Here is a 22,702-nt window from a genome sequence, read left to right as displayed (position 1 = left end):
TCGTCGCGCACGGGGTCCGTTGACCCCCGGTGCGGCAACTTTAGGCGGGGGGATGTGGCGGAACGCAAGTCAGTTGGTCACGGAGCGGTAACACCCTTGCCGCTCGGGGCCGGGAGTCGGATTTTGACCCCGAAACCGACCCACCCGGTGGCGGCGCGGAGCTGTGTAAAAGATCATACGGGGCATGACGGACCCGGTACGGCTGACCCGGTACGCCCGCGGCGGCGGTTGTGCCTGCAAGATCCCGCCCGGCGAACTGGAGGCGATGGTCGCCGGCCTCGGCCCGGCCACCGGCACCGCGGACCTGCTCGTCGGCCTGGACCACGGCGACGACGCCGCGGTGGTCCGGCTCGACGAACGGACCGGCCTGGTCACCACCGCCGACTTCTTCACCCCGGTCGTCGACGACGCGTACGACTGGGGGCGGATCGCCGCCGCCAACGCGCTCTCCGACGTGTACGCGATGGGCGGCACCCCGCTCGTGGCGCTCAACCTGCTCTGCTGGCCGCGCGACGTGCTGCCGCTGGAGCTGGCCCGGGAGGTGCTGCGCGGCGGGCAGGACGTGGCCCGCGACGCCGGCTGCCACCTCGCCGGCGGGCACAGCGTCGACGACGAGGGCCCCAAGTACGGGCTGGCCGTCAACGGGATGGTCCGGCCCGAGGAGCTGATCACCCTGGACGCGGGCCGGGCGGGGCTGCCGCTGTCGCTGACCAAGCCGCTGGGCGTCGGGGTGCTCAACACCCGGCACAAGGCCACCGGCGAGAGCTTCCCCGAGGCGGTCGCCGCCATGACCACCCTCAACCGGGACGCCGCGCGGGCCGCGGTGGCGGCCGGTGTGCGCTGCGGCACCGACGTGACCGGTTTCGGGCTGCTCGGGCACGCCGCCAAGCTGGCCCGGGCGAGCCGGCTGACGGTGGCGATCGACGCGGCCCGGGTGCCCTACCTGGCCGGTGCCCGCGAGGCGGTGCGCGACGGGTACGTCAGCGGCGGCAGCCGCCGCAACCTGGAGTGGGTCGACGGGTGGACGGACTTCGGTGGGGTCGCCGAGGACGAGCGGCTGCTGCTGGCCGACGCGCAGACGTCGGGCGGCCTGCTGGTCGCCGGCGAGCTGCCGGGCGCCCCCGTGGTCGGTGAGCTGCTGCCCCCCGGCGAGCACCGGGTCGTCGTGCGCTGACCGTCCCGGAAGCGGGCGCGCGTCCGGAGTGGGGGAGTCCCGAGCGGGCCACCGTACCCGATAAACTGTCACCTTTCCGCTACTCGGCGCGATGCCGCTCGAGGAAATTTTGCCCGGAATGGTCACAGACCGGTAACTTGCCCCCGGCTGAGGTCATATGCCCCCCACCATCGTCAGTAAGGCCCGATCCGGAGGCCGGTGGGACGAGCACAGCGAGGAGGCGGCATGACCGAGCTGTGGAACTGGAGAATCGACCAGGTGCGGCCGGTGGAGGTCTACCCGGCACTGGCCGAGGCGCTCGGCCGGGTGGTGATGCCCCTGGCGGCGGCCGACCCGGCCCGGCTGCCGACGTACGCGGTGATCTGCGACGTCTGGCAGGCGCCGGGGGAGTTCGCCACGATCGTGGACTGCTACGGGGTGCCCGACGGGCTCCCCGAGCACGCCAGCATCGCCGCGCTGGCGCGGCTGCTGGACCGTAACTGCCTGCTGCGCGACGACACCCTCGACGCCGGCCGGCACCTGCTCGTGGCCCCCGACGGCACGATCCGGCCGGTGCACTTCGACGTCCGCGACACCGACGACGGCGAGGTGCTCAGCAACCAGCGGCTCTGCACCGAGGCCGACCCGCGCTGTCGCGGCTGGTCGCAGTGCCACCGCTCGCGCTGGGCCCCCGACTCGGTGCTGCCCGCGCTCGCCGCCGCCTGACGCCGGCCGCGCCGGCACGCGGGACGACTCCCCGTGCCGGCGGGCGGCGAGGTCAGCGGGCCGGGCCGGCGGAGCGGCTGCCGCGTACCTCCAACTCGCTCAGCAGGGTCGCGGTGGCCGCGGCGACCGCGGCCACCGCCGCGTCGAAGGCCGCGGCGTTGTGCGCGGCGGGCTTGCGGAAGCCCGAGATCTTCCGGACGTACTGCAGGGCGGCGGCCTCGACGTCGGCCGGGCTCACCTCGGCGACGTACGGCTCACGAAGGGTCTTGATGCTCCGGCACACGGCTCCTCCTCGTTCGGTTCGGGATTGTCGCCCGGATACGCTGTCCGGGTCATGACTACCGCAGCGGCGAGCAGCCCGCGCACCTACCAGGTGCGCACGTACGGCTGCCAGATGAACGTGCACGACTCCGAGCGCATCTCCGGGCTGCTGGAGCAGGCGGGCTACGTGCGCGCCGCCGAGGCCGACGACAACCCGGACGTGGTGGTGTTCAACACCTGCGCGGTCCGGGAGAACGCCGACAACCGGCTCTACGGCAACCTCGGTCACCTGCGCCCCGTGAAGGACAGGCACCCGGGGATGCAGATCGCCGTCGGCGGCTGCCTCGCGCAGAAGGACCGGGGCGAGATCGTCCGCAAGGCGCCCTGGGTGGACGTGGTCTTCGGCACGCACAACATCGGGTCGCTGCCGGTGCTGCTGGAGCGGGCCCGGCACAACGCCGCCGCCGAGGTGGAGATCCTCGAGTCCCTCGACGTCTTCCCCTCGACGCTGCCCACCCGGCGCGAGTCCACGTACGCCGGCTGGGTGTCGATCTCCGTCGGCTGCAACAACACCTGCACGTTCTGCATCGTGCCCTCCCTGCGCGGCAAGGAGAAGGACCGCCGCCCCGGCGACATCCTCTCCGAGGTGCGCGCCCTGGTCGACGAGGGCGTGCTGGAGGTGACGCTGCTCGGGCAGAACGTCAACTCCTACGGCGTGGAGTTCGGCGACCGGCTCGCCTTCGGCAAGCTGCTGCGCGCCTGCGGCGACGTGGACGGCCTGGAGCGGGTCCGGTTCACCAGCCCGCACCCGAAGGACTTCACCGACGACGTGATCGCTGCGATGGCCGAGACGCCGAACGTCTGCCACTCGCTGCACATGCCGCTGCAGTCCGGCTCCGACGACGTGCTGCGCGCCATGCGCCGCTCGTACCGGGCCGAGCGCTACCTGGGCATCATCGAGAAGGTCCGGGCGGCGATGCCGGACGCGGCGATCACCACGGACATCATCGTCGGCTTCCCCGGCGAGACCGACGCCGACTTCGAGCGCACCCTCGACGTGGTGCGCGAGGCCCGGTTCTCCTCCGCGTTCACCTTCCAGTACTCCAAGCGCCCCGGCACCCCCGCCGCCACGATGGAGGGCCAGCTCCCCAAGCAGGTCGTCCAGGAGCGCTACGAGCGGCTGATCGCCTGCGTGGAGGAGATCACCTGGGCGGAGAACAAGCGGCTCGTGGGGGAGACCGTCGAGGTGCTGGTCGCCGTCGGCGAGGGGCGCAAGGACGAGCGCACCGGCCGGATGTCCGGCCGCGCCCGCGACGGCCGCCTCGTCCACTTCGACGCGGGTTCCCTCGCCGGGCAGATCCGCCCCGGCGACATCGTGCACACCACCGTGACGTACGCGGCTCCGCACCACCTCAACGCCGACGGCGAGCCGCTGTCGCACCGGCGCACCCGGGCCGGCGACGCGGCCGAGGCGGGGCGCGCCCCGCGTACCCCCGGGGTGCTGCTCGGGCTGCCCACGATCGGCGCGCCGGCCGCGACGCCCGCGCCGACGACGGGCTGCGCCGCGCACTGACCCGCGACGGCGGGCCGGTCCCGCCGTCGGGGCGGCGGCCCGGACGCGCCCTCGGGACGGGGGCCCGGACACGCGGAAGCCCCCGGTCCGCGCGGACCGGGGGCCTCCGGCATGGCTCAGCTCAGCCGGCCTGCTCGGCGAGCTGGAGGAACTGCCGCTTCGAGGCGAGCGCCTGCTCGGCCTCCTTGATCCGCCGCGCGTCCCCGGCCGCCTGGGCCCGGGCCAGCCGCTCCTCGGCCTCGGCGACCTGCGTCCGCATCTGGGCCAGCAGCGGGTTGTCCTCCTTGGTGGTGCGCCGCCACGCGGAGTCCATCACCTCGCGGACCTTGTCGTCGACCGCCCGCAGCCGGCGCTCCAGCCCGGCCGCCGCCTCGCGGGGCACCCGGCCGGCCTCGTGCCACTGCGCCTGGATCTCCCGCAGCTTGGCCTGCGCGCCCTTCGGGTCGCCGTCGACGTCCAGCGCCTCGGCCTCGGCGAGCAGCGCCTGCTTGCGCTCCAGGTTGGCCCGCTGCTCGTTGTCGCGGGCCGAGAAGACCTCGCTGCGCCGGGTGAAGAACTCGTCCTGCGCGGCCCGGAACCTCTCCCAGAGCCGCTGCTCCGCCTCCTTGGAGGCGCGCGGGGCGGCCTTCCACTGGTTCATCAGGTCCTTGAGCTGGTTGGCGGTCGCCGCCCAGTCCGTGGAGTCCTTCAGCTTCTCGGCCTCGGCGACCAGCTCCTCCTTGGCCGACTGCGCCTGCTTGCGCTGCGAGTCCAGCGAGGCGAAGTGGGCGCCCCGGCGGCGGGTGAAGCCGTCCCGGGCCGCGGCGAACCGCTTCCACAGCTCACCGTCGGTCTTCTTGTCGACCCCGCGGATGGTCTTCCACTCCTCGAGGATCTCCTTCAGCCGGTCGCCCGCGGTCTTCCAGCCGGTCGACTCGGCGGCCAGCTTCTCCGCCTCCTCGACCAGCGCCTGCTTGCGGGCGAGCGCCTCGCCCCGGGCGGCGTCCCGGGCGGCCTTGGCCTCGCCGGCCTTCTCCTCGGCGACGGCGGCGAGCCGGTCCAGCCGCGCGGCCAGCGCGTCGATGTCGCCGACGACGTGCGCCTCGGCGAGCGAGGCGCGGATCCGGCGGATCGTGGTCAGCGAGTGGCCGGCGTCCGCCGCACCCGAGTTGAGCCGCGCCTCCGTCAGGTTGACCTCGGTCACCAGGTCGTCGAAGCGGCGGGCGAAGTGGGCAAGCCCCTCCTCGGGCGCTCCCGCCTGCCAGGATCCGACCACCCGCTCGCCGTCGGCGGTCTTGACGTACACGGTGCCGTCCGCGTCCACCCGTCCGAAGGCAGTCCAGTCGCTCATGTGCCCATCCTCGTTCTCCCGGCGTCGGGGACCGGTCCCACGATCGCCGCCACGGCGCAGCAAAGTTACTCCCGGCATTGTCACAGGTCCGCCCCCGTCCGCGTCGAGCGCCTATCGCCGACCGTGACCATACGGTGTCCTAGCCACCGAATGACCGGATCGGCGCGGGGACGCACCGGGGGGTCCCGCTACGGTGAACGGGTGCCCCTGGTCGCCGCCGCCGTCTGCCCGCATCCGCCCCTGCTCGTGCCCGAGGTGGCCGGTGCCGCCGCCGCTGAGCTGGACGAACTCCGCGCGGCCTGCGACGCGGCCGTCGGCCGGCTGCTCGCCGCCGCGCCCGACCAGATCGTGCTCGTCGGCGGCGGGCCCGAGACCGTCCCCTTCCAGGCCGCCGACTACGGCTCCCTGCGCGCCTACGGCGTCGACCGGCACGTCCGACTGTGGAAGACCAACTGCGCCGGCGGGGAGCGGCTGCCGCTGAGCCTGACCGTCGGCGCGTGGCTGGTCGGCAGGACGGGCACCGACCTGCCCCGATTCGCCCAGTCGGTCGCCGCCGACGCCACCCCCGGCGAGTGCGCCACGCTCGGGGCGGAGCTGGTGGGCCGCGCCGAGGGTCGGGTCGCGCTGCTGGTGATGGGGGACGGGTCCGCCTGCCGGGGCGAGAAGGCGCCCGGCTACGACGACCCGCGCGCGCAGGCGTACGACGACGGGGTCGCCCGGGCCCTGGCCGACGCGGACGCCGACGCCCTGCGCGGCCTGGACCCGGTGCTGTCGGCCGAGCTGAAGGTCGCCGGCCGGGCGGCCTGGCAGGTGCTCGCCGGCGCGGCGGACGCGGCGGGCGGACGCTGGCGCGGCGAGCTGACCCACGACGCCGCGCCCTACGGCGTGGCCTACTTCGTGGCCACCTGGGAGCCGGCGTGAGCGCGCCGACCGGCGGCCGCCCGCCGGCCGGGACGGTGGTCGCGGTGGTCGGGCCCACCGCGGCCGGGAAGTCGGCGCTGAGCATCGCGCTCGCGCACGCCCTCGACGGCGAGGTGGTCAACGCCGACTCGATGCAGCTCTACCGGGGCATGGACATCGGCACGGCGAAGCTCACCCCGGCCGAGCGCGAGGAGGTGCCGCACCACCTGCTGGACATCTGGGACGTCACCGAGCCGGCGAGCGTGGCGGAATACCAGCGGCTGGCCCGCGCGGCGGTCGACGACATCCTGGCCCGGGGCCGGGTGCCGCTGCTGGTCGGCGGCTCGGGGCTCTACGTGCGGGCGGTGCTGGAGCGGTTCGAGTTCCCCGGCACCGACCCGGCGGCCCGCGAGCGGCTCGAACGGGAGCTGGCCGAGACCGGCCCCGCCCCCCTGTACGCCCGGCTGCGCGAGGCCGACCCGGCCGCCGCGGCGGGGATCCTGCCCACCAACGGCCGGCGGATCGTCCGCGCGCTGGAGGTGATCGAGCTGACCGGGGCGCCGTTCACCGCGTCGCTGCCCGCCCCGACGCCGTACTACCCGTCGGTGCAGCTCGGGGTGGACCTGGACACGGCGCTGCTGGACGAGCGGATCGCGCTGCGGGTGGACCGGATGTGGGCCGACGGCCTGGTCGCCGAGACCCGCGAGCTGGTCGGCCGCGGCCTGCCGCAGGGGCGGACGGCCAGCCGGGCACTCGGGTACCAGCAGGTGCTGCGCTTCCTGGCCGGCGAGATCACCGAGGGCGAGGCGCACGACGAGACGGTCCGGGCCACCCGGCGCTTCGTCCGCCGGCAACGCTCCTGGTTCCGGCGCGACCCGCGGATCCACTGGCTCGACTCGGCCGCGTCGGACCTGATCCCGGCCGCCCTGCGCCTGCTGCCGGCCGCTGCGAGATGATGGGGGCGTGGAGTTCACCAAGGGCCACGGCACCGGCAACGACTTCGTCATCCTGCCCGACCCGGACGGGGCGCTCGACCTGACGCCCGGCCTGGTCGCCGCGATCTGCGACCGGCGGCGCGGCCTGGGCGGCGACGGCGTGCTGCGGGTGGTGCGGGCGGCGAAACACCCCGAGGGCGCCGCCCTGGCCGGCGAGGCCGAGTGGTTCATGGACTACTGGAACTCCGACGGCTCGTTCGCCGAGATGTGCGGCAACGGCGCCCGCGTCTTCGTCCGCTACCTGCTGGCGTCCGGGCTGGCCACGCCGGTCGGCGCGGCGCTGCCGGTGGCCACCCGGGCCGGCCTCGTGCGCGCGCGCGTCGAGGGGGACGCCGTCGCCGTCGAGATGCGCCGCCCCCGGGTGTACGACGCCTCGACCGCCACCCTGGGCGGGTTGACCCTGCCGGGCGCGGCGGTGGACGTCGGCAACCCGCATCTGGTCTGCGCGCTCCCGGCGGGGATGGACCTGACCGGCCTGGACCTCACCCGCGCGCCGGAGTTCGACCCGGCTGCCTTCCCGGCCGGGGTGAACGTCGAGTTCACCGCGCCGGGCGAGCCGGTCGACGGCGCCGACGTGCACGTGCTGATGCGGGTGTACGAGCGCGGGTCCGCCGAGACGCTCTCCTGCGGCACGGGCGCGTGCGCGGTGGCCGCCGTGGCCCTCCGCGACGCCGACCGGGACACCGGCGTGGTCGCCGTGGACGTCCCCGGCGGCCGCCTGACGGTCACGGTCACCCAGGACTCCTGCTGGCTGGCCGGCCCCGCCGTCCTGGTCGCGGCCGGCGAGGTCGACCCCACCGCCCTCACCACCCCCGCCTGACCACACCCTCCCCCTGCCCCACCCCCACCCGCCCCCCACGCCCGCACGCCCCCCGCGCGCGATCTTGCACTTCCGGCCCGTGTTCTGCCGGTTATGTCCCGAATGCCGGGGCAGAAAGTGCAAGATCGCCGGTGGCGGCGGCGGGGCGCGGGGCGGGGCGGGGCGGGGCGCGGGGAGTGGGTCAGGGGGTGGCGCTGGCCTCGGCGGCGATCTCGGGGAGGTCGGCCGGGCCGGAGTCCCCGGCCGGCGCCGGGGCCGGGTTCTGGGCGGCGGCGCGGACCGCCGCCGCGACCGCCGGGGCGACCCGGGAGTCGAAGACGCTGGGCACGATCACCGTCGGGTTGATCTTGTCCTCGCCGACCACGTCCGCGATGGCCCGGGCGGCGGCGATCGCCATCTCCTCGGTGAACTCCTCGGCGTGCGCGTCCAGCATGCCGCGGAAGACACCCGGGAAGGCGAGCACGTTGTTGATCTGGTTCGGCTGGTCGGAACGGCCGGTGGCGACCACGGCGGCGTGCTTGCGCGCCTCGCGCGGGTCGACCTCCGGGTCCGGGTTCGCCAACGCGAAGACGATCGCGTCCTTGGCCATCGTGGCGATGTCGTCGCCGGTGAGCAGGTTCGGCGCGCTGACGCCGATGAAGACGTCGGCGTCGCGCACCGCCCCGGGCAGGTCGCCGGCGTAGTTGTCCTTGTTGGTGTGGTCGGCCAGCCACTGCCAGGCCGGGTTGAGCCCGGTCAGGCCGCGGTGCAGGGCGCCCTGCCGGTCGTACGCGATGATGTCGCCCACGCCCTGGCGCAGCAGCAGCTTCATGATCGCGGTGCCGGCCGCGCCGGCCCCGGAGACCACGACCCGGACGTCCGAGAGCTGCTTGCCCACGACGCGCAGCGCGTTGGTCAGCGCGGCCAGCACGCAGATGGCGGTGCCGTGCTGGTCGTCGTGGAAGACCGGGATGTCCAGCGCCTCGCGCAGCCGGGCCTCGATCTCGAAGCAGCGCGGCGCGGCGATGTCCTCCAGGTTGATCCCGCCGTACGCGGGCGCGATGGCCTTGACGATCTGCACGATCTCGTCGGTGTCCTGGGTGTCCAGGACCACCGGCCAGGCGTCCACCCCGCCGAAGCGCTTGAACAGCGCCGCCTTGCCCTCCATCACCGGCAGCGACGCCGCCGGCCCGAGGTTGCCCAGGCCCAGCACCGCCGAGCCGTCGCTGACCACGGCCACGGTGTTGCGCTTGATGGTGAGCCGCCGGGCGTCCGCCGGGTTCTCCGCGATCGCCTGGCAGACCCGTGCCACCCCCGGGGTGTACGCGCGGGACAGCTCGTCGCGGGTGCGCAGCGCCACCTTCGAGCTGACCTCGATCTTGCCGCCGAGGTGCAGCAGGAACGTCCGGTCGGAGACCTTGCGCACGTCCACGCCGTCGAGCGCGGTCAGCGCGTCGACCACCTGGTCGGCGTGGGCGGCGTCGGCGGTGTCGCAGGTCAGGTCGACGATCACGTGCGTCGGGTCGGAGTCGACCACGTCGAGGGCGGTGACGATCGCACCGGCCTCGCCGACGGAGGTGGTGAGCCGGCCGATCGAGGACGCGTCCGCGGGTACGGCGATCCGAATGGTGATCGAGAATCCGGCACTCGGAAGTCGGGTGATGGCCACTAATTCCTCCGTCGACGCTGAGCGGCTCGCACCGCATTTCTACTCGCTCACCCGGGCCGACCCACCGGCCGCCCCCACTTTTGTGGCATTTCACGCGGGCATATAGCAGGTGCGTCCGGCGTTGACACATGTCAGGATTGCTCGGTACGTGACAGAACGGACAGGAGACCGGCTTGACCAACCAGGAGACCTACCTCCCCTACACCGACGACGAGCTCGACGCCACCACCGGCGAGTTCGAGCTCTCAGAGCGGCAGGCACTGCGGCGGGTCCCTGGCCTCTCCACCGAACTCGCCGACATCACCGAGGTCGAATACCGCCAGCTGCGCCTGGAGCGCGTGGTCCTGGTGGGCGTCTGGACCGAGGGCACCCAGAGCGACGCCGAGAACAGCCTCACCGAGCTGGCCGCGCTGGCGGAGACCGCCGGCTCGCAGGTGCTCGAGGGGCTGATCCAGCGGCGCAACCGCCCCGACCCGGCCACCTACATCGGCCGGGGCAAGGTCGACGACCTCGGCTCGGTCGTGCTCTCCAGCGGCGCCGACACGGTGATCTGCGACGGTGAGCTGTCGCCGTCGCAGCTGCGCAACCTGGAGCAGCGCACCAAGGTCAAGGTGGTGGACCGCACCGCGCTGATCCTCGACATCTTCGCCCAGCACGCCAAGAGCAAGGAGGGCAAGGCGCAGGTCGAGCTGGCCCAGCTCGAATACCTGCTGCCCCGCCTGCGCGGTTGGGGTGAGACGCTCTCCCGGCAGACCGGTGGTAGCGGTCGCGGCGGGGGCGCCGGCGGCGGCGTGGGCCTGCGCGGTCCCGGTGAGACCAAGCTGGAGACCGACCGGCGTCGGATCCGCCACCGCATCGCCCGGCTGCGCCGGGAGATCAAGGCCATGCGGACCGTACGCCAGACCAAGCGCGCCCGGCGTTCCCGCAACGCCGTTCCCGCCGTCGCCATCGCCGGCTACACCAACGCCGGCAAGTCCAGCCTGCTCAACCGGCTGACCGGCGCGGGTGTGCTGGTCGAGAACGCGCTCTTCGCCACCCTCGACCCGACCACCCGCAAGGCCACCACCTCCGACGGGCGGCTCTACACCCTCTCCGACACGGTCGGGTTCGTCCGGCACCTGCCGCACCAGATCGTCGAGGCGTTCCGCTCGACGCTGGAGGAGGTCGCCGAGGCGGATCTGGTGGTGCACGTCGTCGACGGCACCCACCCGGACCCGGAGGAGCAGGTCCGCGCGGTCCGCGAGGTGCTCGCCGAGGTGGGCGCCGACCGGCTGCCCGAGCTGCTGGTGGTCAACAAGACCGACGCCGCCGACGAGGAGACGCTGCTGCGGCTGAAGCGGCTCTGGCCGGAGGCGGTCTTCGTCTCCGCGCACACCGGGCGCGGGATCGACGGGCTCCGCGAGGCCGTCGAGGAGCGGCTACCCCGCCCGGCGGTGGAGATCCGCGCGGTGCTGCCGTACGACCGGGGCGACCTGGTGGCGCGGGTGCACCGGCAGGGCGAGGTGCTGAGCACCTCCCACCTGCCGGAGGGGACCCTGGTGCACGTCCGGGTCGGCGACGCGCTCGCCGCCGAGCTGGCGCCGTTCCAGACCGTGGCGGAGAGCGAGGCGGTCGCGGCAGCCCGGTGACGGCGTCGTCCCGGCGTCACTCGCCGGAAACCTGAGGCATGCGACACTGACGCAATGCGCCGCGCTGTTTCTTCGGTCACGGTCGCCCTCGGCTTGCTGGGGGCGACCGTGGCGTGTGCAGGGGTCGCCCTGGCGGCGCCCGCCTCGGCCTCGTCCCCGCTCGCGGCCGCCGCGGGCAAGAAGCGGTGCACGGTGGCCGACGAGCGGCTACGCGAGCTGTCCGGCCTGGTGGCCACCAAGAGCGGCTACGTCGTGGTCAACGACGGCACCGAGGTGGAGAGCCGCAAGCGGGTCTTCTTCCTCAACACCAGGTGCGAGGTCACGAAGGAGCCGGTCCGCTATTCGGGGCAGGGGCCGTTCGACACGGAGGACCTCGCGCTCTCCCCGGACGGCAAGACGCTCTGGATCGCCGACACGGGCGACAACGTCACCAGCCGGAACCGCCGCGATCGGGTGGCGGTGTGGAGCATGCCGGTCAGCGGATCCAGCCGGCCGGTGCTGCACCGGCTCTCCTACCCCGAGGGCAAGCCGCACGACGCCGAGGCGCTGCTCATCGGCGACGACGGCAACCCGCTGATCATCACCAAGGTGATGTCGGGCAAGGCGCAGATCTTCACCCCCGCCGCGAAGATGAAGAGCGGGAACACCGAGCCGGTGCCGATGAAGCAGGTCGGCGAGATCGCCCTGCCGAAGACGGACACGGACAACCGGCTCGGCGCTCCGGGCCGGGTGGCGATCACCGGAGCCGCCCGTTCCCCCGACGGCTCCCGAGTGGTGGTGCGCACCTACGCCGACGCCTTCGAGTACGACGTGACCGGCGGCGACATCGTGGCGGCCCTGACCTCCGCCGAGCCCCGGGTGACGGCGCTGGCCGATCCGTTCGGCGAGGCGATCGCCTACACCCCGGACGGCAAGACCTTCCTCACCGTCTCCGACGGCGGCCAGCTCGACGAGGACGAGCCGGTCGACATCCTCGGCTACACCCCGTCCACGGAGGGCGCGAAGCCGATCGCCGGCGAGGGCGACGAGCCGAAGAAGGCGGCCGGGCGGTCGTGGCTCGACGGCCTGAGCCTGAGCGACATCACGTACATCATCGCCGCGGTCGGCGTAATCGGCGCGCTGATGGTTGCCGCCGGCGTCTTCGGCATCCTGCGGGCCCGGCGCAAACCGGCCACCTCGCGCCGTGACGGCGACGGGCCGGACCGTGACGACCTCGCCGACGATCCGCGGGGCCCGGCGGGCGACGACTTCCTGCCGCCGGACGACCGGGCGCGGGGCGGTGTCTACGGTGGCGCGCCCTCCGGCGGCGTCTACGGCGGCGCGCCCGGCGGCGGGCGGGGCGGGACGGCCCCGGCGGGCGGTGGTCGCGGCGGGGCCGCGCCGGCCGGCGGCGGGGTCTACGGCGGCGGCCGCCCGGCCGGCGGAGGGGTCTACGGCGGTGGTCGATCGGCCGGCGGCGGGGGCGGTGGCGGCGCCTACGGCGGCGCCCGGCCGCCGGGCCCCGGTGGCCCCGCGGGCGGTGGCGGCGGTGGCCGTCAGGGTGGCGGGCGTCCCGGTGGTGGCGTCTACGGCGGCGGGGGCCAGCCGGGCCCCGGCGTCTATGGCGGCGGTGGCCGGGCCGAGCCGCCCCGTCGCGGCGGTGAGCAGGATCCCCGTGGTCAGCGGCCGGTCCGCCGGCGCGGCGAGGGCTACGACGACGGCCGCGGCGGCCCCTACGGCCAGGCGCCGGGTGGCGGCCGTGGCTACCGGGGTGACCGCTACTGACGTCCGGCGTCGCCCAAGCACCGCACCGTCCCGGCGTCGCCGGAGCGCGCGCCGCCGGACCACGCGTCGTCCCGGCGCCGCCTGACGGGCCATCCCGGCGCCGCCTGACGGGCCGTCCCGGCGCCACCGGATCATGCGCCAGGAATCCGGGTCGTGGCCACGGCCGACCGGCTGCCTCCGGGGACCGCCGTCGGCGGCCGGCCCGGAGGCCCACGGGGTCAGATGCGGCGCAGCACCGCGACGACCCGGCCCATGATGGTGGCGTCGTCGCCGGGGATCGGGTCGAAGGCCGGGTTCTGCGGCATCAGCCAGACGTGCCCGTCCCGGCGGCGGTAGGTCTTGACCGTCGCCTCGCCGTCGAGCATCGCGGCGACGATGTCGCCGGACTCGGCGGTCGGCTGCTGCCGGACCACGACCCAGTCGCCGTCGCAGATCGCCGCGTCGAGCATGGAGTCGCCCTTGACCTGGAGCATGAAGACCTCGCCCTCACCCACCAGCTCGCGGGGGAGGGGGAAGATGTCCTCCACGGCCTGCTCGGCCAGGATCGGGCCACCGGCCGCGATCCGGCCCAGCATCGGCACGTACGCCGGGGCGGGGCGCTGCGAGCGGGTCAGCTCGTCGTCGACGTCGCCGGGAGCCCGGACGTCGACGGCGCGCGGCCGGTTGGGGTCGCGGCGCAGGAAGCCCTTCTTCTCCAGCTCCTTGAGCTGGTAGGCGACGCTGGACGGCGACACCAGGCCGACCGCCTCGCCGATCTCGCGCACGCTCGGCGGGTAGCCGTGCCGATCCACCCAGGTGCGGATGAACTCCAGGATCCGCCGCTGACGGGCGGTGAGATCCACCGTCGCCGGGTCGGGGAAGGCGCTCACCACCGGGGTGACCGGGCGCACGGCGGGCTGCCCGGCCCGGCTGCGCGTGGCGCCCCGGCGTCGGGTGGCCGGCGGGCCCGCCTCGGTGATCTGCTGCGGGCTCTTCGGCCGGATGGCCCGGTCCTCGGTCACGTCCGTCCTCCCTGGTCGGCGCTGGGTGCCTTGGCGGCTCGTGGTGCGTGCGGCGGTGCGTGGTGACCGGTGGCGGAACGATCCGCGCCCGGTTGTTCATGACCGTATAGGTGGGATCGGTCATTTTCAAACGTCTGTACGACATCACCTCGGCGTGTCGGGGTGAAAAGCGGCCCTGCTCGTACTCACGTTCTGATAAATGGTACGTCGGGTCGAACGGGTGTTCGACTCCTGCCCGATCGGCGGCGGTTTCGCCGCGACCGGACGAATAACCCCGGCGGGCGCCGGACGGTTGGTTCTGCGGCGGGTGGCGCTGGCCGGTCGAGTCCGGATGGCGGTGACGCGCCGGACACGCCGGCCAACTTGACCGCGGATCGTCGGCGGCATACGGTCGACCCCTAGATGTAGTAGTCACACGGGCGTAAGTCGCCTACAGGTTGGGTCCGACTACCGACCGCACTCCCGTACCGTCGACACGGCGAAGACCATCGACAGATGGCTCCGTCGCGCTGACGCGTGCCCGGAAAGCGGTCGGCGTGCCCGCGATCGATGAAGGAGGTCCGGCCGATGCGGTGTCCGTACTGCCGGCACGCGGACTCCCGGGTGGTCGACTCGCGGGAGGCCGACGACGGCCAGTTGATCCGCCGGCGACGGTCCTGCCCGGAGTGCGGCAAGCGGTTCACCACGGTGGAGGAGGCGGTCCTCGCGGTCGTCAAGCGCAGCGGGGTCACCGAGCCGTTCAGCCGCACGAAGATCATCGGCGGGGTGCGCAAGGCGTGCCAGGGCCGGCCGGTGGACGACGACTCGATCGCGCTGCTCGCGCAGAAGGTCGAGGAGACCGTCCGGGCCAAGGGGGCCGCCGAGATTCCCAGCCACGAGGTGGGGCTGGCCATCCTGGGTCCGCTGCAGGACCTGGACGAGGTCGCCTACATGCGGTTCGCCAGCGTCTACCGGTCGTTCGACTCGCTCGCCGACTTCGAGCGGGAGATCGAGACGCTGCGGGCCGCCGCACGCGCCCGGGAGGGCGCCGGGGCCGACGCGGTCGAGGCCGCCGGCCGTACCAGTTGAAGTTTTTCGCAGTTTTGACAGTCGGATCGCGCGGCGGGTGGTTGCGCGGACGAGGGGGCGGATGAGATGTCGGGGGATGGTGTGACGACGAGCAGGGCACGGAGCAAGGCCGGCGCGGGGCTCAAGGTCGAGCGGGTCTGGACGACCGAGGGGGTGCACCCCTACGACGAGGTCACCTGGGAGCGCCGCGACGTCGTGATGACCAACTGGCGCGACGGCTCGATCAACTTCGAGCAGCGCGGGGTCGAGTTCCCGGAGTCGTGGAGCGTCAACGCGGCCAACATCGTGACCACCAAGTACTTCCGGGGCGCGGTGGGCACCCCGGAGCGGGAGTGGTCGCTCAAGCAGCTGATCGACCGGGTGGTCACCACCTACCGCACCGCCGGTGAGGAGTACGGCTACTTCGCCAGCCCCGCCGACGCCGAGGTCTTCGCCCACGAGCTGACCTGGATGCTGCTGCACCAGGTGTTCAGCTTCAACTCGCCGGTCTGGTTCAACGTCGGCACGCCCTCGCCGCAGCAGGTCAGCGCCTGCTTCATCCTGGCCGTCGACGACTCGATGGACTCCATCCTCGACTGGTACAAGGAGGAGGGGCTGATCTTCAAGGGCGGCTCCGGCTCCGGCGTCAACCTGTCCCGGATCCGCTCCTCCCGCGAGCTGCTCTCCTCCGGCGGCAACGCCTCCGGGCCGGTCAGCTTCATGCGCGGCGCGGACGCCTCCGCCGGCACCATCAAGTCCGGCGGCGCCACCCGGCGCGCGGCGAAGATGGTCATCCTCGACGTGGACCACCCGGACATCCAGGAGTTCGTGGCCACCAAGGCGCGCGAGGAGGACAAGATCCGCGCGCTGCGCGACGCCGGGTTCGACATGGACCTGGGCGGCGCCGACATCGTCAGCGTGCAGTACCAGAACGCCAACAACTCGGTTCGCGTCTCCGACGAGTTCATGACCGCCGTGGAGAACGGCGGCGGCTTCGACCTGCGCGGCCGGCTCGACGGCGCGGTGATCGAGACCATCGACGCCAAGAACCTGTTCCGCTCCATCTCCCAGGCCGCCTGGGAGTGCGCCGACCCCGGCCTCCAGTACGACGACACCATCAACGACTGGCACACCTGCCCGGAGACCGGGCGGATCACCGCGTCGAACCCGTGCTCGGAGTACCTGCACCTGGACAACTCCTCGTGCAACCTGGCCTCGCTCAACCTCATGAAGTTCCTCCGCGCCGACGGGGGCTTCGAGGTGGAGAAGTTCGTCAAGAGCGTCGAGTTCGTCATCACCGCGATGGACATCTCGATCTGCTTCGCCGACTTCCCGACCGAGAAGATCGGCGAGACGTCCCGCGCCTACCGGCAGCTCGGCATCGGCTACGCCAACCTCGGCGCGCTGCTGATGGCCTCCGGCCTGCCGTACGACTCGGAGCAGGGCCGCTCGGTCGCCGCGGCGATCACCTCGCTGATGACCGGCACCGCGTACCGCCGCTCCGCCGAGCTGGCCGGCGTCGTCGGCCCGTACGACGGCTACGCCCGCAACGCCGAGCCGCACAAGCGGGTCATGCGCAAGCACGCCGCCGCCAACGACGCGATCAAGCCGGCGGGCACCGTGGCCACCGCGATCCAGCGGGAGGCCACGAAGCAGTGGACCCAGGGCAACAAGATCGGTGACAAGAACGGCTGGCGCAACTCGCAGGCGAGCGTCCTCGCGCCGACCGGCACCATCGGCTTCATGATGGACTGCGACACGACCGGCGTGGAGCCGGACCTGGCGCTGGTCAAGTTCAAGAAGCTGGTCGGCGGCGGCTCGATGCAGATCGTCAACCAGACCGTGCCGCGCGCCCTGCGCAGCCTCGGCTACCCCGAGGAGCAGGTCGAGGCGATCGTCGAGCACATCGCCGACCACGGCCACGTGGTGGACGCCCCCGGCCTCAAGCCGGAGCACTACCCGGTCTTCGACTGCGCGATGGGCGAGCGGTCCATCGCCCCGATGGGTCACGTGCGGATGATGGCGGCCATCCAGCCGTTCGTCTCCGGCGCCATCTCCAAGACGGTCAACATGCCGGAGTCGGCCACCGTCGAGGACGTCGAGAAGATCTACTTCGAGGGCTGGAAGCTCGGCCTCAAGGCGCTGGCGATCTACCGGGACAACTGCAAGGTCGGCCAGCCGCTCTCGGTGGCGAAGTCCAACAAGGCCACCGAGGCCGCCCCCGCCGAGGTGGAGAAGGTCGTCGAGAAGGTCGTCGAGTACCGCCCGGTGCGCAAGCGGCTGCCGAAGAAGCGCCCGTCGGAGACGATCTCCTTCTCGGTCGGCGGCGCCGAGGGCTACCTCACCGCGTCGTCGTACCCGGACGACGGCCTCGGCGAGGTCTTCCTCAAGATGTCGAAGCAGGGCTCGACCCTGGCCGGCGTGATGGACGCCTTCTCGGTGGCCATCTCCATCGGTCTCCAGTACGGCGTCCCGCTGGAGACGTACGTCAGCAAGTTCACCAACATGCGCTTCGAGCCGGCCGGCATGACCGACGACCCGGACGTGCGGATGGCCGCCTCGGTGATGGACTACATCTTCCGTCGCCTGGCGCTGGACTTCCTGCCGTACGAGCGCCGCGCGGAGCTGGGCATCTTCACCGCCAAGGAGCGGGCCGCCCAGCTCCAGGCCGAGGCGGAGGCGGAGGCGAACGGTGCGGACCTCACCGCGATGGCCGCCTCCGCCCCGGTCGAGACCAAGCCGGAGGAGCCGAAGACCGGGCCGGTCGCCCAGCCGGCCCAGGAGGTCGCCGGCATCGCCGCCGCCAAGCCGGCGCCGTCCGTGGGTTCCAGCACCGAGCTGCTGGAGGCCGTGATCGGCAAGGCCGCCGACGCGCCGCTCTGCTTCACCTGCGGTACGAAGATGCGCCCGGCCGGTAGCTGCTACGTCTGCGAGGGCTGCGGCTCCACCAGCGGCTGCAGCTGACGTACGACCGCGATGAGCCCCGGGCGTGGGAACGCCCGGGGCTCATTCGTTACGCCACCGGCCGGGCCACTCGTTGCTGCGGCTCTCGTGGTGGATCTCGTACGCTCGGCTGCGTGTCAGAGCCATTACCGTATCGGCGCCGCTCCGCGCGGGTTCTGCTGCTCGACGGTGCCGGACGGATCTTGCTCTTACGATTCCTGTTCGATTCCACGAACCCTGACCGCGGCCACGGCTGGGTGACCCCTGGCGGCGGAGTCAACGACGGCGAACCGCTACAGCGCGCCGCGGCCCGCGAACTCCACGAAGAAATCGGCCTGGTGGTCGACCCGCACCGCCTCGGTGAACCAATCGCTCACTGCGCTGGCTATGCGGACCTCGGCTGGGCCAGTGGCGTTTTCCGCGACGACTTCTTCTACCACCGCATCGACACCCACGACGTCGACATCACGCGCATGGAGACGCTCGAACGTACACACCACGCCGGACACCGGTGGTGGCCCCTCGACGAATTGGCCACGACCACCGACACCGTCTACCCGTTCGGGCTCGCTCAACTGCTAGCCGACATCCTGACCGGCCACATCCCGCAACAGCCGGTCCAGCTGCCCTGGCACCACTGAAACATCAACCACAGCGGTACAACCAGCGGCAGTGCCGACAATTCGTCGACAGCAACTCACATAGTGCACCGGGCGGGACTCGCTATCTCCCGTCCGTGATCGAGATGTCTCGTCAGCGGTCGTCGTCACCCTCGGTCGGGCGGGGCGGGCGATTGTGTCGGGCCCACTCGTCCACCTCGTCCGCGTCCCAGATGGTCGTCCCGATCAGGCGGGCGACAGGCTCAGGAAAGCCGGGCCTGCGGGTGATCTGTAGAACCCGCTGCCGTGACACGCCGAACAGGGCGGCCAACTCGCCAGGCCCGTACAAGCGCGGTCGCTTCACGGCCTGAAGGTAGGCGCGACTCGTCCTTTACGATCGCCACTTACAGATTGACAACCCACCGGTGGGTGGTGTGTGGTGGATGAGGACCTGCCCAGGGGCCTGGCGGGCGGATCGCCGGAAGGTCAGATGCCCATGCGTGTGTCGTACGACGACTACCTGCTGGCGGTGGCGCTCACTCTGGCCCGTCGGCACCGCCCGGTCTGGTCCTGGCGGCGCTGGCGTCGGGTCTGCCGGTGTGGGTCGGATCTGCCCTGCCGGGCTCGCCACCGCACACCGATACGTCGAGGTCACTGGCCGGGGGAGGAGCAGCGGTGACGGAGGATCAGGTCGGGCGGATCCTGTCGGTGCATCTGCCCGGTGTCGACGGCCTGTGCGTCGGGTGCCGTTGGTGGTGGGCGCGGCTGGCGCCGTACCCCTGCTATCAGGCGGACTGGGCGTCCCGCTGGCGTGCTCGCGTCGCCACCCGGCGCTTCCTGGACGGCCTGCGGTGACCACCCACGGCCCGGTCCTTCCGGTGTGGACCTGCGGCGGCTGCGACGCACCCTGGCCGTGTCAGACCCGGCGCAGGGAACTGCACGCCGAGTTCGAGGGCGCGCCGGTGTCGCTGGCCCTCTACATGGGGTCCTACCTGGTCTGGGCCGCCGAGGATCTGACCTGGGTGCCCGCCGGGCTGCTGCACCGGCGCTTCCTCGGGTGGGTCCGGTGAGCGTGATCCGGCGCGGCGACGAGCGCTTCCACTACAGCGACGGCTCCCACAAGTGGATCCCGCCGGACCCGGACTACGACCAGGAGGTCTGGAACGAGATGGTGCGGCAGCACCAGCGCCAGCACCTGGAGGAGATCTCGCGGCGCAGGAAGCCGCGTCAGGGGACGACACCGTGAGGCGTCGACCGCGATCATCGGAACATGACGATCGCCGCGAGCTACGTCGAGTTCGGCACCCGTGAGGCGCGGGGCGTGTCGCCAACCTACGAGCGCCTGTGTCTCGCCGTCTCGCGGGACGACGAGGTGCTCGCCCTGCTCGGCACGCTCCCGCCGGCCAAGCGGCAACCGAACCTGCTGTTCGGCGTCGTACGGCTGCTCGGCGGGCCCGTCGACGACCCGGCCGCGTTCCGCGACTTCACGCTGACGAACTGGCCGGCGATCGAGGCGGAGTTGCGCACCCGGGCCGTCCAGACGAACGAGCCTGGGCGGTGCGCCGTACTGCTGCCGGTGCTCGTCGCGCTGCCGCAGCCGCTGGCGCTGCTGGAGGTCGGCGCGTCCGCCGGCCTCTGCCTCTACCCCGACCGGTACGCCTACCGCTACGGCGACCACCTGCTCGGGGTGGGCGATCCGGTTCTGGAGTGCGCGGCGACCGGAGTGCCGCTGCCGGACCGGCTACCCGAGGTGGTGTGGCGGGCCGGCCTGGACCTGAACCCGCTGCGGGTGACCGACCCGGCGGACGTCGCCTGGCTCGACGCCCTCATCTGGCCCGAGCAGACGCACCGCCGCGACCGGCTGCGGGCCGCCGCGGCCATCGCCGCGGCCGACCCGCCGCTGCTCGCGCGCGGCGACCTGGTGGACGACCTGCCCGCGCTGGCCGCGCAGGCGCCGCCCGGCGCGACGCTGGTGGTGCTCCACACCTCCGTGCTCTATCAGGTGCCGGCGCCGCGCCGGGCGGCGTTCACCGAGGTGGTACGCGGACTGCCCGGCCACTGGATCGCGAACGAGACGCCGGGCGTGCTGCCCCACGACGCGCTGCCGGAGCCGCCGGACGAGGCCCTGCACAACGTGCTGTCCCTCGACGGCGTGCCCCTCGCCTGGACCCGCTCGCACGGCCAGGCGATGACCTGGTGGCGCTGACCGGCGTCTGACACCGGGCGCGGTCGCGGCAGGACAGCCCGTCACGTCCGCACGGGCCGCGGGCTGCCTCCGCCGTACGAGGCAGCCCCGACCCTGTCCGTCAGTACTGCTTCTGCTGGCAGGGCACGCAGAAGCGGGCGTGCGGCAGCACCTCCAGGCGTTCCCGGGGGATCGGCGCCTCGCACTTCTCGCAGATGCCGTAGCGACCGTCGGCGATGCGCCGCAACGCCCCGCTGATCTGGTCCAGGCTCTGCCGGGTCGCGGCGATCAGTGCGCTCTGGGTGTGCGCCTCGCCCGGGTCGCCGGTGTCGGCCGTCAGCTGCGTGAGCCGGACGGTCTGCGCCTCGAAGTCGGTCGTCAGTGTCGCCCGCAGCTCATCGAGCCACTGCTGGTCCGGCTGGGTGTGCGTGGTCATGGCGTAGCTCCCTTGAAAAAAGAAAAGGGCCGAAGCTTGGGAAGCTTCGCCCTGATGGCCGTTCGCAGAGTTGCAAGCGGTCCACGGAGGGCTACGTCCGGCGGGGACGGGGCTCGGCAGTCCGGAGGCGACCGAGCCGGCGCACGACGGCGCGACCGCGGATCGCACCACCCGGGTCGCGACGGTCACCGACAGGGCACGCCGACGGGCAGCAGCGGACGCCGCCGTCACCACGACGACGGTGCTCCTCTGCTGACCGACCGAACACATGCAGCCACCATAGGCCGGGCGGATCGGAAAACCAACGTGCTTCCGTACGCGCGCAAACCGGCCTCACCCGGCCAGGTCGTCTGTCAGGCGTGGACGCGCAGGTGGCGTAGCAGGACGACCCCGTTGCCGAAGGCCCGGTCAGGTCGCCGGCATGTCCCGCATCCGCCGCAGCGGGGAGCAGACGACGAAGAGCGCGGCGCTCCACGTGCCGAGGACGCAGATCCACAGCGCCGGCCGCAGCCCGAGCTGACTGGCGAGCGTGCCGCCGGCGAGCGCGCCGAGCGGGATCACGCCGAAGCAGATCCACAGGAACGCCGCGTTCACCCGGCCCAGCAGAGCCGGCGGGGTGATCCGCTGCCGGTACGTCAGGGTGGCGACGTTGTAGAGCACCGCGTTGGCGGAGAACGCCGCCAGGCCGACGCCGTAGAGCAGCACGCCCCAGCCCGGCTGCGCCAGGGGCATGAGCAGGTAGAGCGGGCCGGGGGCGGCCATCGCCACCCAGATCACCCGGGCCGAGCCGAGCCGGGCGGTCAGCCGGTCGGCGAGCGCGCCGACCACGAGGCCGCCGACGGCGCTGACCGAGAAGACCAACCCGACTAGCGCCGGCGGGGCGTGCAGTTCCTGGAGCAGGAAGACCACCTCGATGGAGGCGGACGCCATCACGAAGAAGTTGGAGACGGTGGTGCAGGCGAGGATGCTGCGCAGGATCGGTTGGCGCCGGATGAAGCCCAGCCCCTCCGTCATCTGCACCCGCAGCGGCACCCGGGCCCGGGGCTCCGGTGCCGTCGGCGCGTCGCGGATCAGCAGCAGGGTCACCCCGCTGACCGCGAAGGCCAGGCCGGTGACGACGAAGATCTTCGCGGCGCCGACCAGCCCGACCAGCACCCCGCCGACCGTCGGGCCGACGAGTTCGGCGGAGTCCTGGGTGACGGTGAGCTTCGCGTTGGCGTCCACGAGCCGGGCCGGCGGCACCAGCCGGGGCAGCATGCTCTTGTGGGCCACGGTGAAGAGCACGGTGAACACGCCGGAGAGCCCGACCACCGCGTACAGGAAACCGAGGGTGAGCCGGTCGATCAGCGCGACCACCGGCACCGACAGCAGCAACGCGGCCCGGCCCAGGTCGCAGGCGACCATCAGCCGCCGCTGGTCGACCCGGTCGGCGAGGATCCCGGCGGGCAGCGAGAAGAGCAGGTACGGCAGCCAGGCGAGCGTGGTCAGCAGCGAGACCTGGAAGACGCCGGCGTCGAGGGTGCCGGCGGCGAGCAGCGGCACCGCCACCCCGGAGATCCGGGTGCCCAGCTCGCTGACCGCCTGCCCGGCCAGGAGCAGACCGAAGTTCCGGTCGCGCAGCAGCGACGACCGCACCGGGGTGTCGACCTCGGCGGTGCGCGCCGCCTGCTGCGTCACGTCCGGTCCCCGGCGG

General features: G+C 72.9%; 21 protein-coding genes and 1 pseudogene. 15 read left to right on the top strand and 7 right to left on the bottom strand.

Annotated features, from left to right (window positions below; all coding sequences use genetic code 11):
* The first annotated feature begins 184 nt into the window (after positions 1-184).
* Both selD and ACFY23_RS16785 read left to right on the top strand, forming a co-directional pair.
* A complete protein-coding gene (gene selD / locus ACFY23_RS16790; RefSeq protein ID WP_350682836.1) occupies positions 185-1,174 on the top strand; it encodes a selenide, water dikinase SelD in 990 nt (329 codons plus the stop codon).
* A gap of 225 nt (positions 1,175-1,399) precedes the next feature.
* The gene (locus ACFY23_RS16785) at positions 1,400-1,879 is read left to right on the top strand and encodes a hypothetical protein (protein ID WP_350682838.1); all 480 of its coding nucleotides are present in this window, start codon (positions 1,400-1,402) and stop codon (positions 1,877-1,879) included.
* Between the two features lie 52 nt (positions 1,880-1,931).
* Here ACFY23_RS16785 and ACFY23_RS16780 read toward each other — a convergent pair whose 3' ends face one another.
* Positions 1,932-2,162 (bottom strand): DUF2277 family protein, encoded by a 231-nt coding sequence (locus tag ACFY23_RS16780; RefSeq protein ID WP_350682840.1) that lies wholly within the window; start codon positions 2,160-2,162, stop codon positions 1,932-1,934.
* A gap of 51 nt (positions 2,163-2,213) precedes the next feature.
* On the opposite strand from ACFY23_RS16780, the gene miaB reads away from it, so the two are divergent.
* Positions 2,214-3,713: a tRNA (N6-isopentenyl adenosine(37)-C2)-methylthiotransferase MiaB gene (miaB, locus tag ACFY23_RS16775; protein ID WP_350682842.1), complete on the top strand. Its 1,500-nt coding sequence runs from the start codon at positions 2,214-2,216 to the stop codon at positions 3,711-3,713.
* A gap of 121 nt (positions 3,714-3,834) precedes the next feature.
* On the opposite strand, the gene ACFY23_RS16770 is transcribed toward miaB, so the two are convergent.
* On the bottom strand, positions 3,835-5,043 hold the full coding sequence (locus ACFY23_RS16770) for a DUF349 domain-containing protein (RefSeq protein WP_350682844.1): 1,209 nt from the start codon (positions 5,041-5,043) through the stop codon (positions 3,835-3,837).
* A 150-nt stretch (positions 5,044-5,193) separates the two neighbouring features.
* Here ACFY23_RS16770 and ACFY23_RS16765 point away from each other — a divergent pair, with 150 nt between their 5' ends.
* The 3 genes from ACFY23_RS16765 to dapF are packed head-to-tail and all read left to right on the top strand — an operon-like array spanning position 5,194 to position 7,758.
* Positions 5,194-5,964 (top strand): hypothetical protein, encoded by a 771-nt coding sequence (locus tag ACFY23_RS16765; RefSeq protein WP_350682846.1) that lies wholly within the window; start codon positions 5,194-5,196, stop codon positions 5,962-5,964.
* On the top strand, positions 5,949-6,899 hold the full coding sequence (gene miaA / locus ACFY23_RS16760) for a tRNA (adenosine(37)-N6)-dimethylallyltransferase MiaA (RefSeq protein ID WP_387037081.1): 951 nt from the start codon (positions 5,949-5,951) through the stop codon (positions 6,897-6,899). Before ACFY23_RS16765 ends, miaA begins: the two co-directional genes overlap by 16 nt.
* A 7-nt stretch (positions 6,900-6,906) precedes the next feature.
* Positions 6,907-7,758 carry a diaminopimelate epimerase gene (gene dapF / locus ACFY23_RS16755; RefSeq protein WP_350682850.1) on the top strand — a complete coding sequence of 284 codons (852 nt, stop codon included), beginning with the start codon at positions 6,907-6,909 and terminating at the stop codon, positions 7,756-7,758.
* Positions 7,759-7,939: 181 nt separating this feature from the next.
* Here the strand turns inward: dapF and ACFY23_RS16750 are convergent, their stop codons facing one another.
* Positions 7,940-9,406, bottom strand: coding sequence for an NAD-dependent malic enzyme (locus ACFY23_RS16750; RefSeq protein ID WP_350682852.1), 1,467 nt, complete (start codon positions 9,404-9,406; stop codon positions 7,940-7,942).
* 173 nt (positions 9,407-9,579) lie between these two features.
* Here ACFY23_RS16750 and hflX point away from each other — a divergent pair, with 173 nt between their 5' ends.
* Both hflX and ACFY23_RS16740 read left to right on the top strand, forming a co-directional pair.
* Positions 9,580-11,034, top strand: a complete 1,455-nt coding sequence (gene hflX / locus ACFY23_RS16745; RefSeq protein WP_350682854.1) for a GTPase HflX — start codon at positions 9,580-9,582, stop codon at positions 11,032-11,034.
* 54 nt (positions 11,035-11,088) lie between these two features.
* A complete protein-coding gene (locus ACFY23_RS16740) occupies positions 11,089-12,798 on the top strand; it encodes a hypothetical protein (protein ID WP_350819107.1) in 1,710 nt (569 codons plus the stop codon).
* Positions 12,799-13,016: 218 nt separating this feature from the next.
* Here the strand turns inward: ACFY23_RS16740 and lexA are convergent, their stop codons facing one another.
* Complete coding sequence (lexA, locus tag ACFY23_RS16735) at positions 13,017-13,799, bottom strand: transcriptional repressor LexA (protein WP_350685387.1); 783 nt, start codon at positions 13,797-13,799, stop codon at positions 13,017-13,019.
* A gap of 567 nt (positions 13,800-14,366) precedes the next feature.
* Here lexA and nrdR point away from each other — a divergent pair.
* The 3 genes from nrdR to ACFY23_RS16720 all read left to right on the top strand — a co-directional run bounded on the left by nrdR (position 14,367) and on the right by ACFY23_RS16720 (position 18,430).
* Positions 14,367-14,867, top strand: a complete 501-nt coding sequence (gene nrdR, locus ACFY23_RS16730; RefSeq protein WP_350685385.1) for a transcriptional regulator NrdR — start codon at positions 14,367-14,369, stop codon at positions 14,865-14,867.
* A 66-nt stretch (positions 14,868-14,933) separates the two neighbouring features.
* Positions 14,934-17,810, top strand: coding sequence for a vitamin B12-dependent ribonucleotide reductase (locus tag ACFY23_RS16725; RefSeq protein WP_350685384.1), 2,877 nt, complete (start codon positions 14,934-14,936; stop codon positions 17,808-17,810).
* A gap of 113 nt (positions 17,811-17,923) precedes the next feature.
* The gene (locus tag ACFY23_RS16720; protein ID WP_350685383.1) at positions 17,924-18,430 is read left to right on the top strand and encodes an NUDIX domain-containing protein; all 507 of its coding nucleotides are present in this window, start codon (positions 17,924-17,926) and stop codon (positions 18,428-18,430) included.
* 112 nt (positions 18,431-18,542) lie between these two features.
* Here the strand turns inward: ACFY23_RS16720 and ACFY23_RS16715 are convergent, their stop codons facing one another.
* Positions 18,543-18,752: a DNA-binding protein gene (locus ACFY23_RS16715; RefSeq protein ID WP_350685381.1), complete on the bottom strand. Its 210-nt coding sequence runs from the start codon at positions 18,750-18,752 to the stop codon at positions 18,543-18,545.
* A gap of 311 nt (positions 18,753-19,063) precedes the next feature.
* Here ACFY23_RS16715 and ACFY23_RS16710 point away from each other — a divergent pair, with 311 nt between their 5' ends.
* The 4 genes and pseudogenes from ACFY23_RS16710 to ACFY23_RS16695 all read left to right on the top strand — a co-directional run bounded on the left by ACFY23_RS16710 (position 19,064) and on the right by ACFY23_RS16695 (position 20,594).
* Positions 19,064-19,243: a hypothetical protein gene (locus ACFY23_RS16710; RefSeq protein ID WP_350685380.1), complete on the top strand. Its 180-nt coding sequence runs from the start codon at positions 19,064-19,066 to the stop codon at positions 19,241-19,243.
* Positions 19,240-19,455: pseudogene (locus tag ACFY23_RS16705) on the top strand (hypothetical protein); the annotation flags it as partial. The gene ACFY23_RS16710 and the pseudogene ACFY23_RS16705, both read left to right, overlap by 4 nt.
* Positions 19,455-19,634 carry a hypothetical protein gene (locus ACFY23_RS16700; RefSeq protein ID WP_350685378.1) on the top strand — a complete coding sequence of 60 codons (180 nt, stop codon included), beginning with the start codon at positions 19,455-19,457 and terminating at the stop codon, positions 19,632-19,634. The pseudogene ACFY23_RS16705 and the gene ACFY23_RS16700, both read left to right, overlap by 1 nt.
* Positions 19,635-19,658: 24 nt before the next feature.
* Positions 19,659-20,594 (top strand): DUF2332 domain-containing protein, encoded by a 936-nt coding sequence (locus ACFY23_RS16695; RefSeq protein WP_350685376.1) that lies wholly within the window; start codon positions 19,659-19,661, stop codon positions 20,592-20,594.
* A gap of 100 nt (positions 20,595-20,694) precedes the next feature.
* Here the strand turns inward: ACFY23_RS16695 and ACFY23_RS16690 are convergent, their stop codons facing one another.
* Positions 20,695-21,009, bottom strand: a complete 315-nt coding sequence (locus tag ACFY23_RS16690; RefSeq protein ID WP_350685374.1) for a TraR/DksA C4-type zinc finger protein — start codon at positions 21,007-21,009, stop codon at positions 20,695-20,697.
* A gap of 408 nt (positions 21,010-21,417) precedes the next feature.
* Positions 21,418-22,686: an MFS transporter gene (locus ACFY23_RS16685; protein ID WP_350685372.1), complete on the bottom strand. Its 1,269-nt coding sequence runs from the start codon at positions 22,684-22,686 to the stop codon at positions 21,418-21,420.
* Positions 22,687-22,702 lie beyond the last annotated feature (16 nt).

The sequence above is a fragment of the Micromonospora sp. NPDC000121 genome (assembly GCF_042899165.1).
Lineage (GTDB): Bacteria > Actinomycetota > Actinomycetes > Mycobacteriales > Micromonosporaceae > Micromonospora.
The sequence above is the reverse complement of the archived record's forward strand: the minus strand, read 5'-3'. Positions and strand labels throughout refer to the sequence as shown.

Bases quoted from the DNA above. Each gene is read 5' to 3' on its own strand.
- selD (WP_350682836.1), top strand. From the start codon at position 185: ATGACGGACCCGGTACGGCTGACCCGGTACGCCCGCGGCGGCGGTTGT.
- ACFY23_RS16785 (WP_350682838.1), top strand. From the start codon at position 1,400: ATGACCGAGCTGTGGAACTGGAGAATCGACCAGGTGCGGCCGGTGGAG.
- miaB (WP_350682842.1), top strand. From the start codon at position 2,214: ATGACTACCGCAGCGGCGAGCAGCCCGCGCACCTACCAGGTGCGCACG.
- ACFY23_RS16770 (WP_350682844.1), bottom strand. From the start codon at position 5,043: ATGAGCGACTGGACTGCCTTCGGACGGGTGGACGCGGACGGCACCGTG.
- ACFY23_RS16765 (WP_350682846.1), top strand. From the start codon at position 5,194: ATGACCGGATCGGCGCGGGGACGCACCGGGGGGTCCCGCTACGGTGAA.
- ACFY23_RS16740 (WP_350819107.1), top strand. From the start codon at position 11,089: ATGCGCCGCGCTGTTTCTTCGGTCACGGTCGCCCTCGGCTTGCTGGGG.
- nrdR (WP_350685385.1), top strand. From the start codon at position 14,367: ATGCGGTGTCCGTACTGCCGGCACGCGGACTCCCGGGTGGTCGACTCG.
- ACFY23_RS16725 (WP_350685384.1), top strand. From the start codon at position 14,934: ATGTCGGGGGATGGTGTGACGACGAGCAGGGCACGGAGCAAGGCCGGC.
- ACFY23_RS16695 (WP_350685376.1), top strand. From the start codon at position 19,659: ATGACGATCGCCGCGAGCTACGTCGAGTTCGGCACCCGTGAGGCGCGG.
- ACFY23_RS16690 (WP_350685374.1), bottom strand. From the start codon at position 21,009: ATGACCACGCACACCCAGCCGGACCAGCAGTGGCTCGATGAGCTGCGG.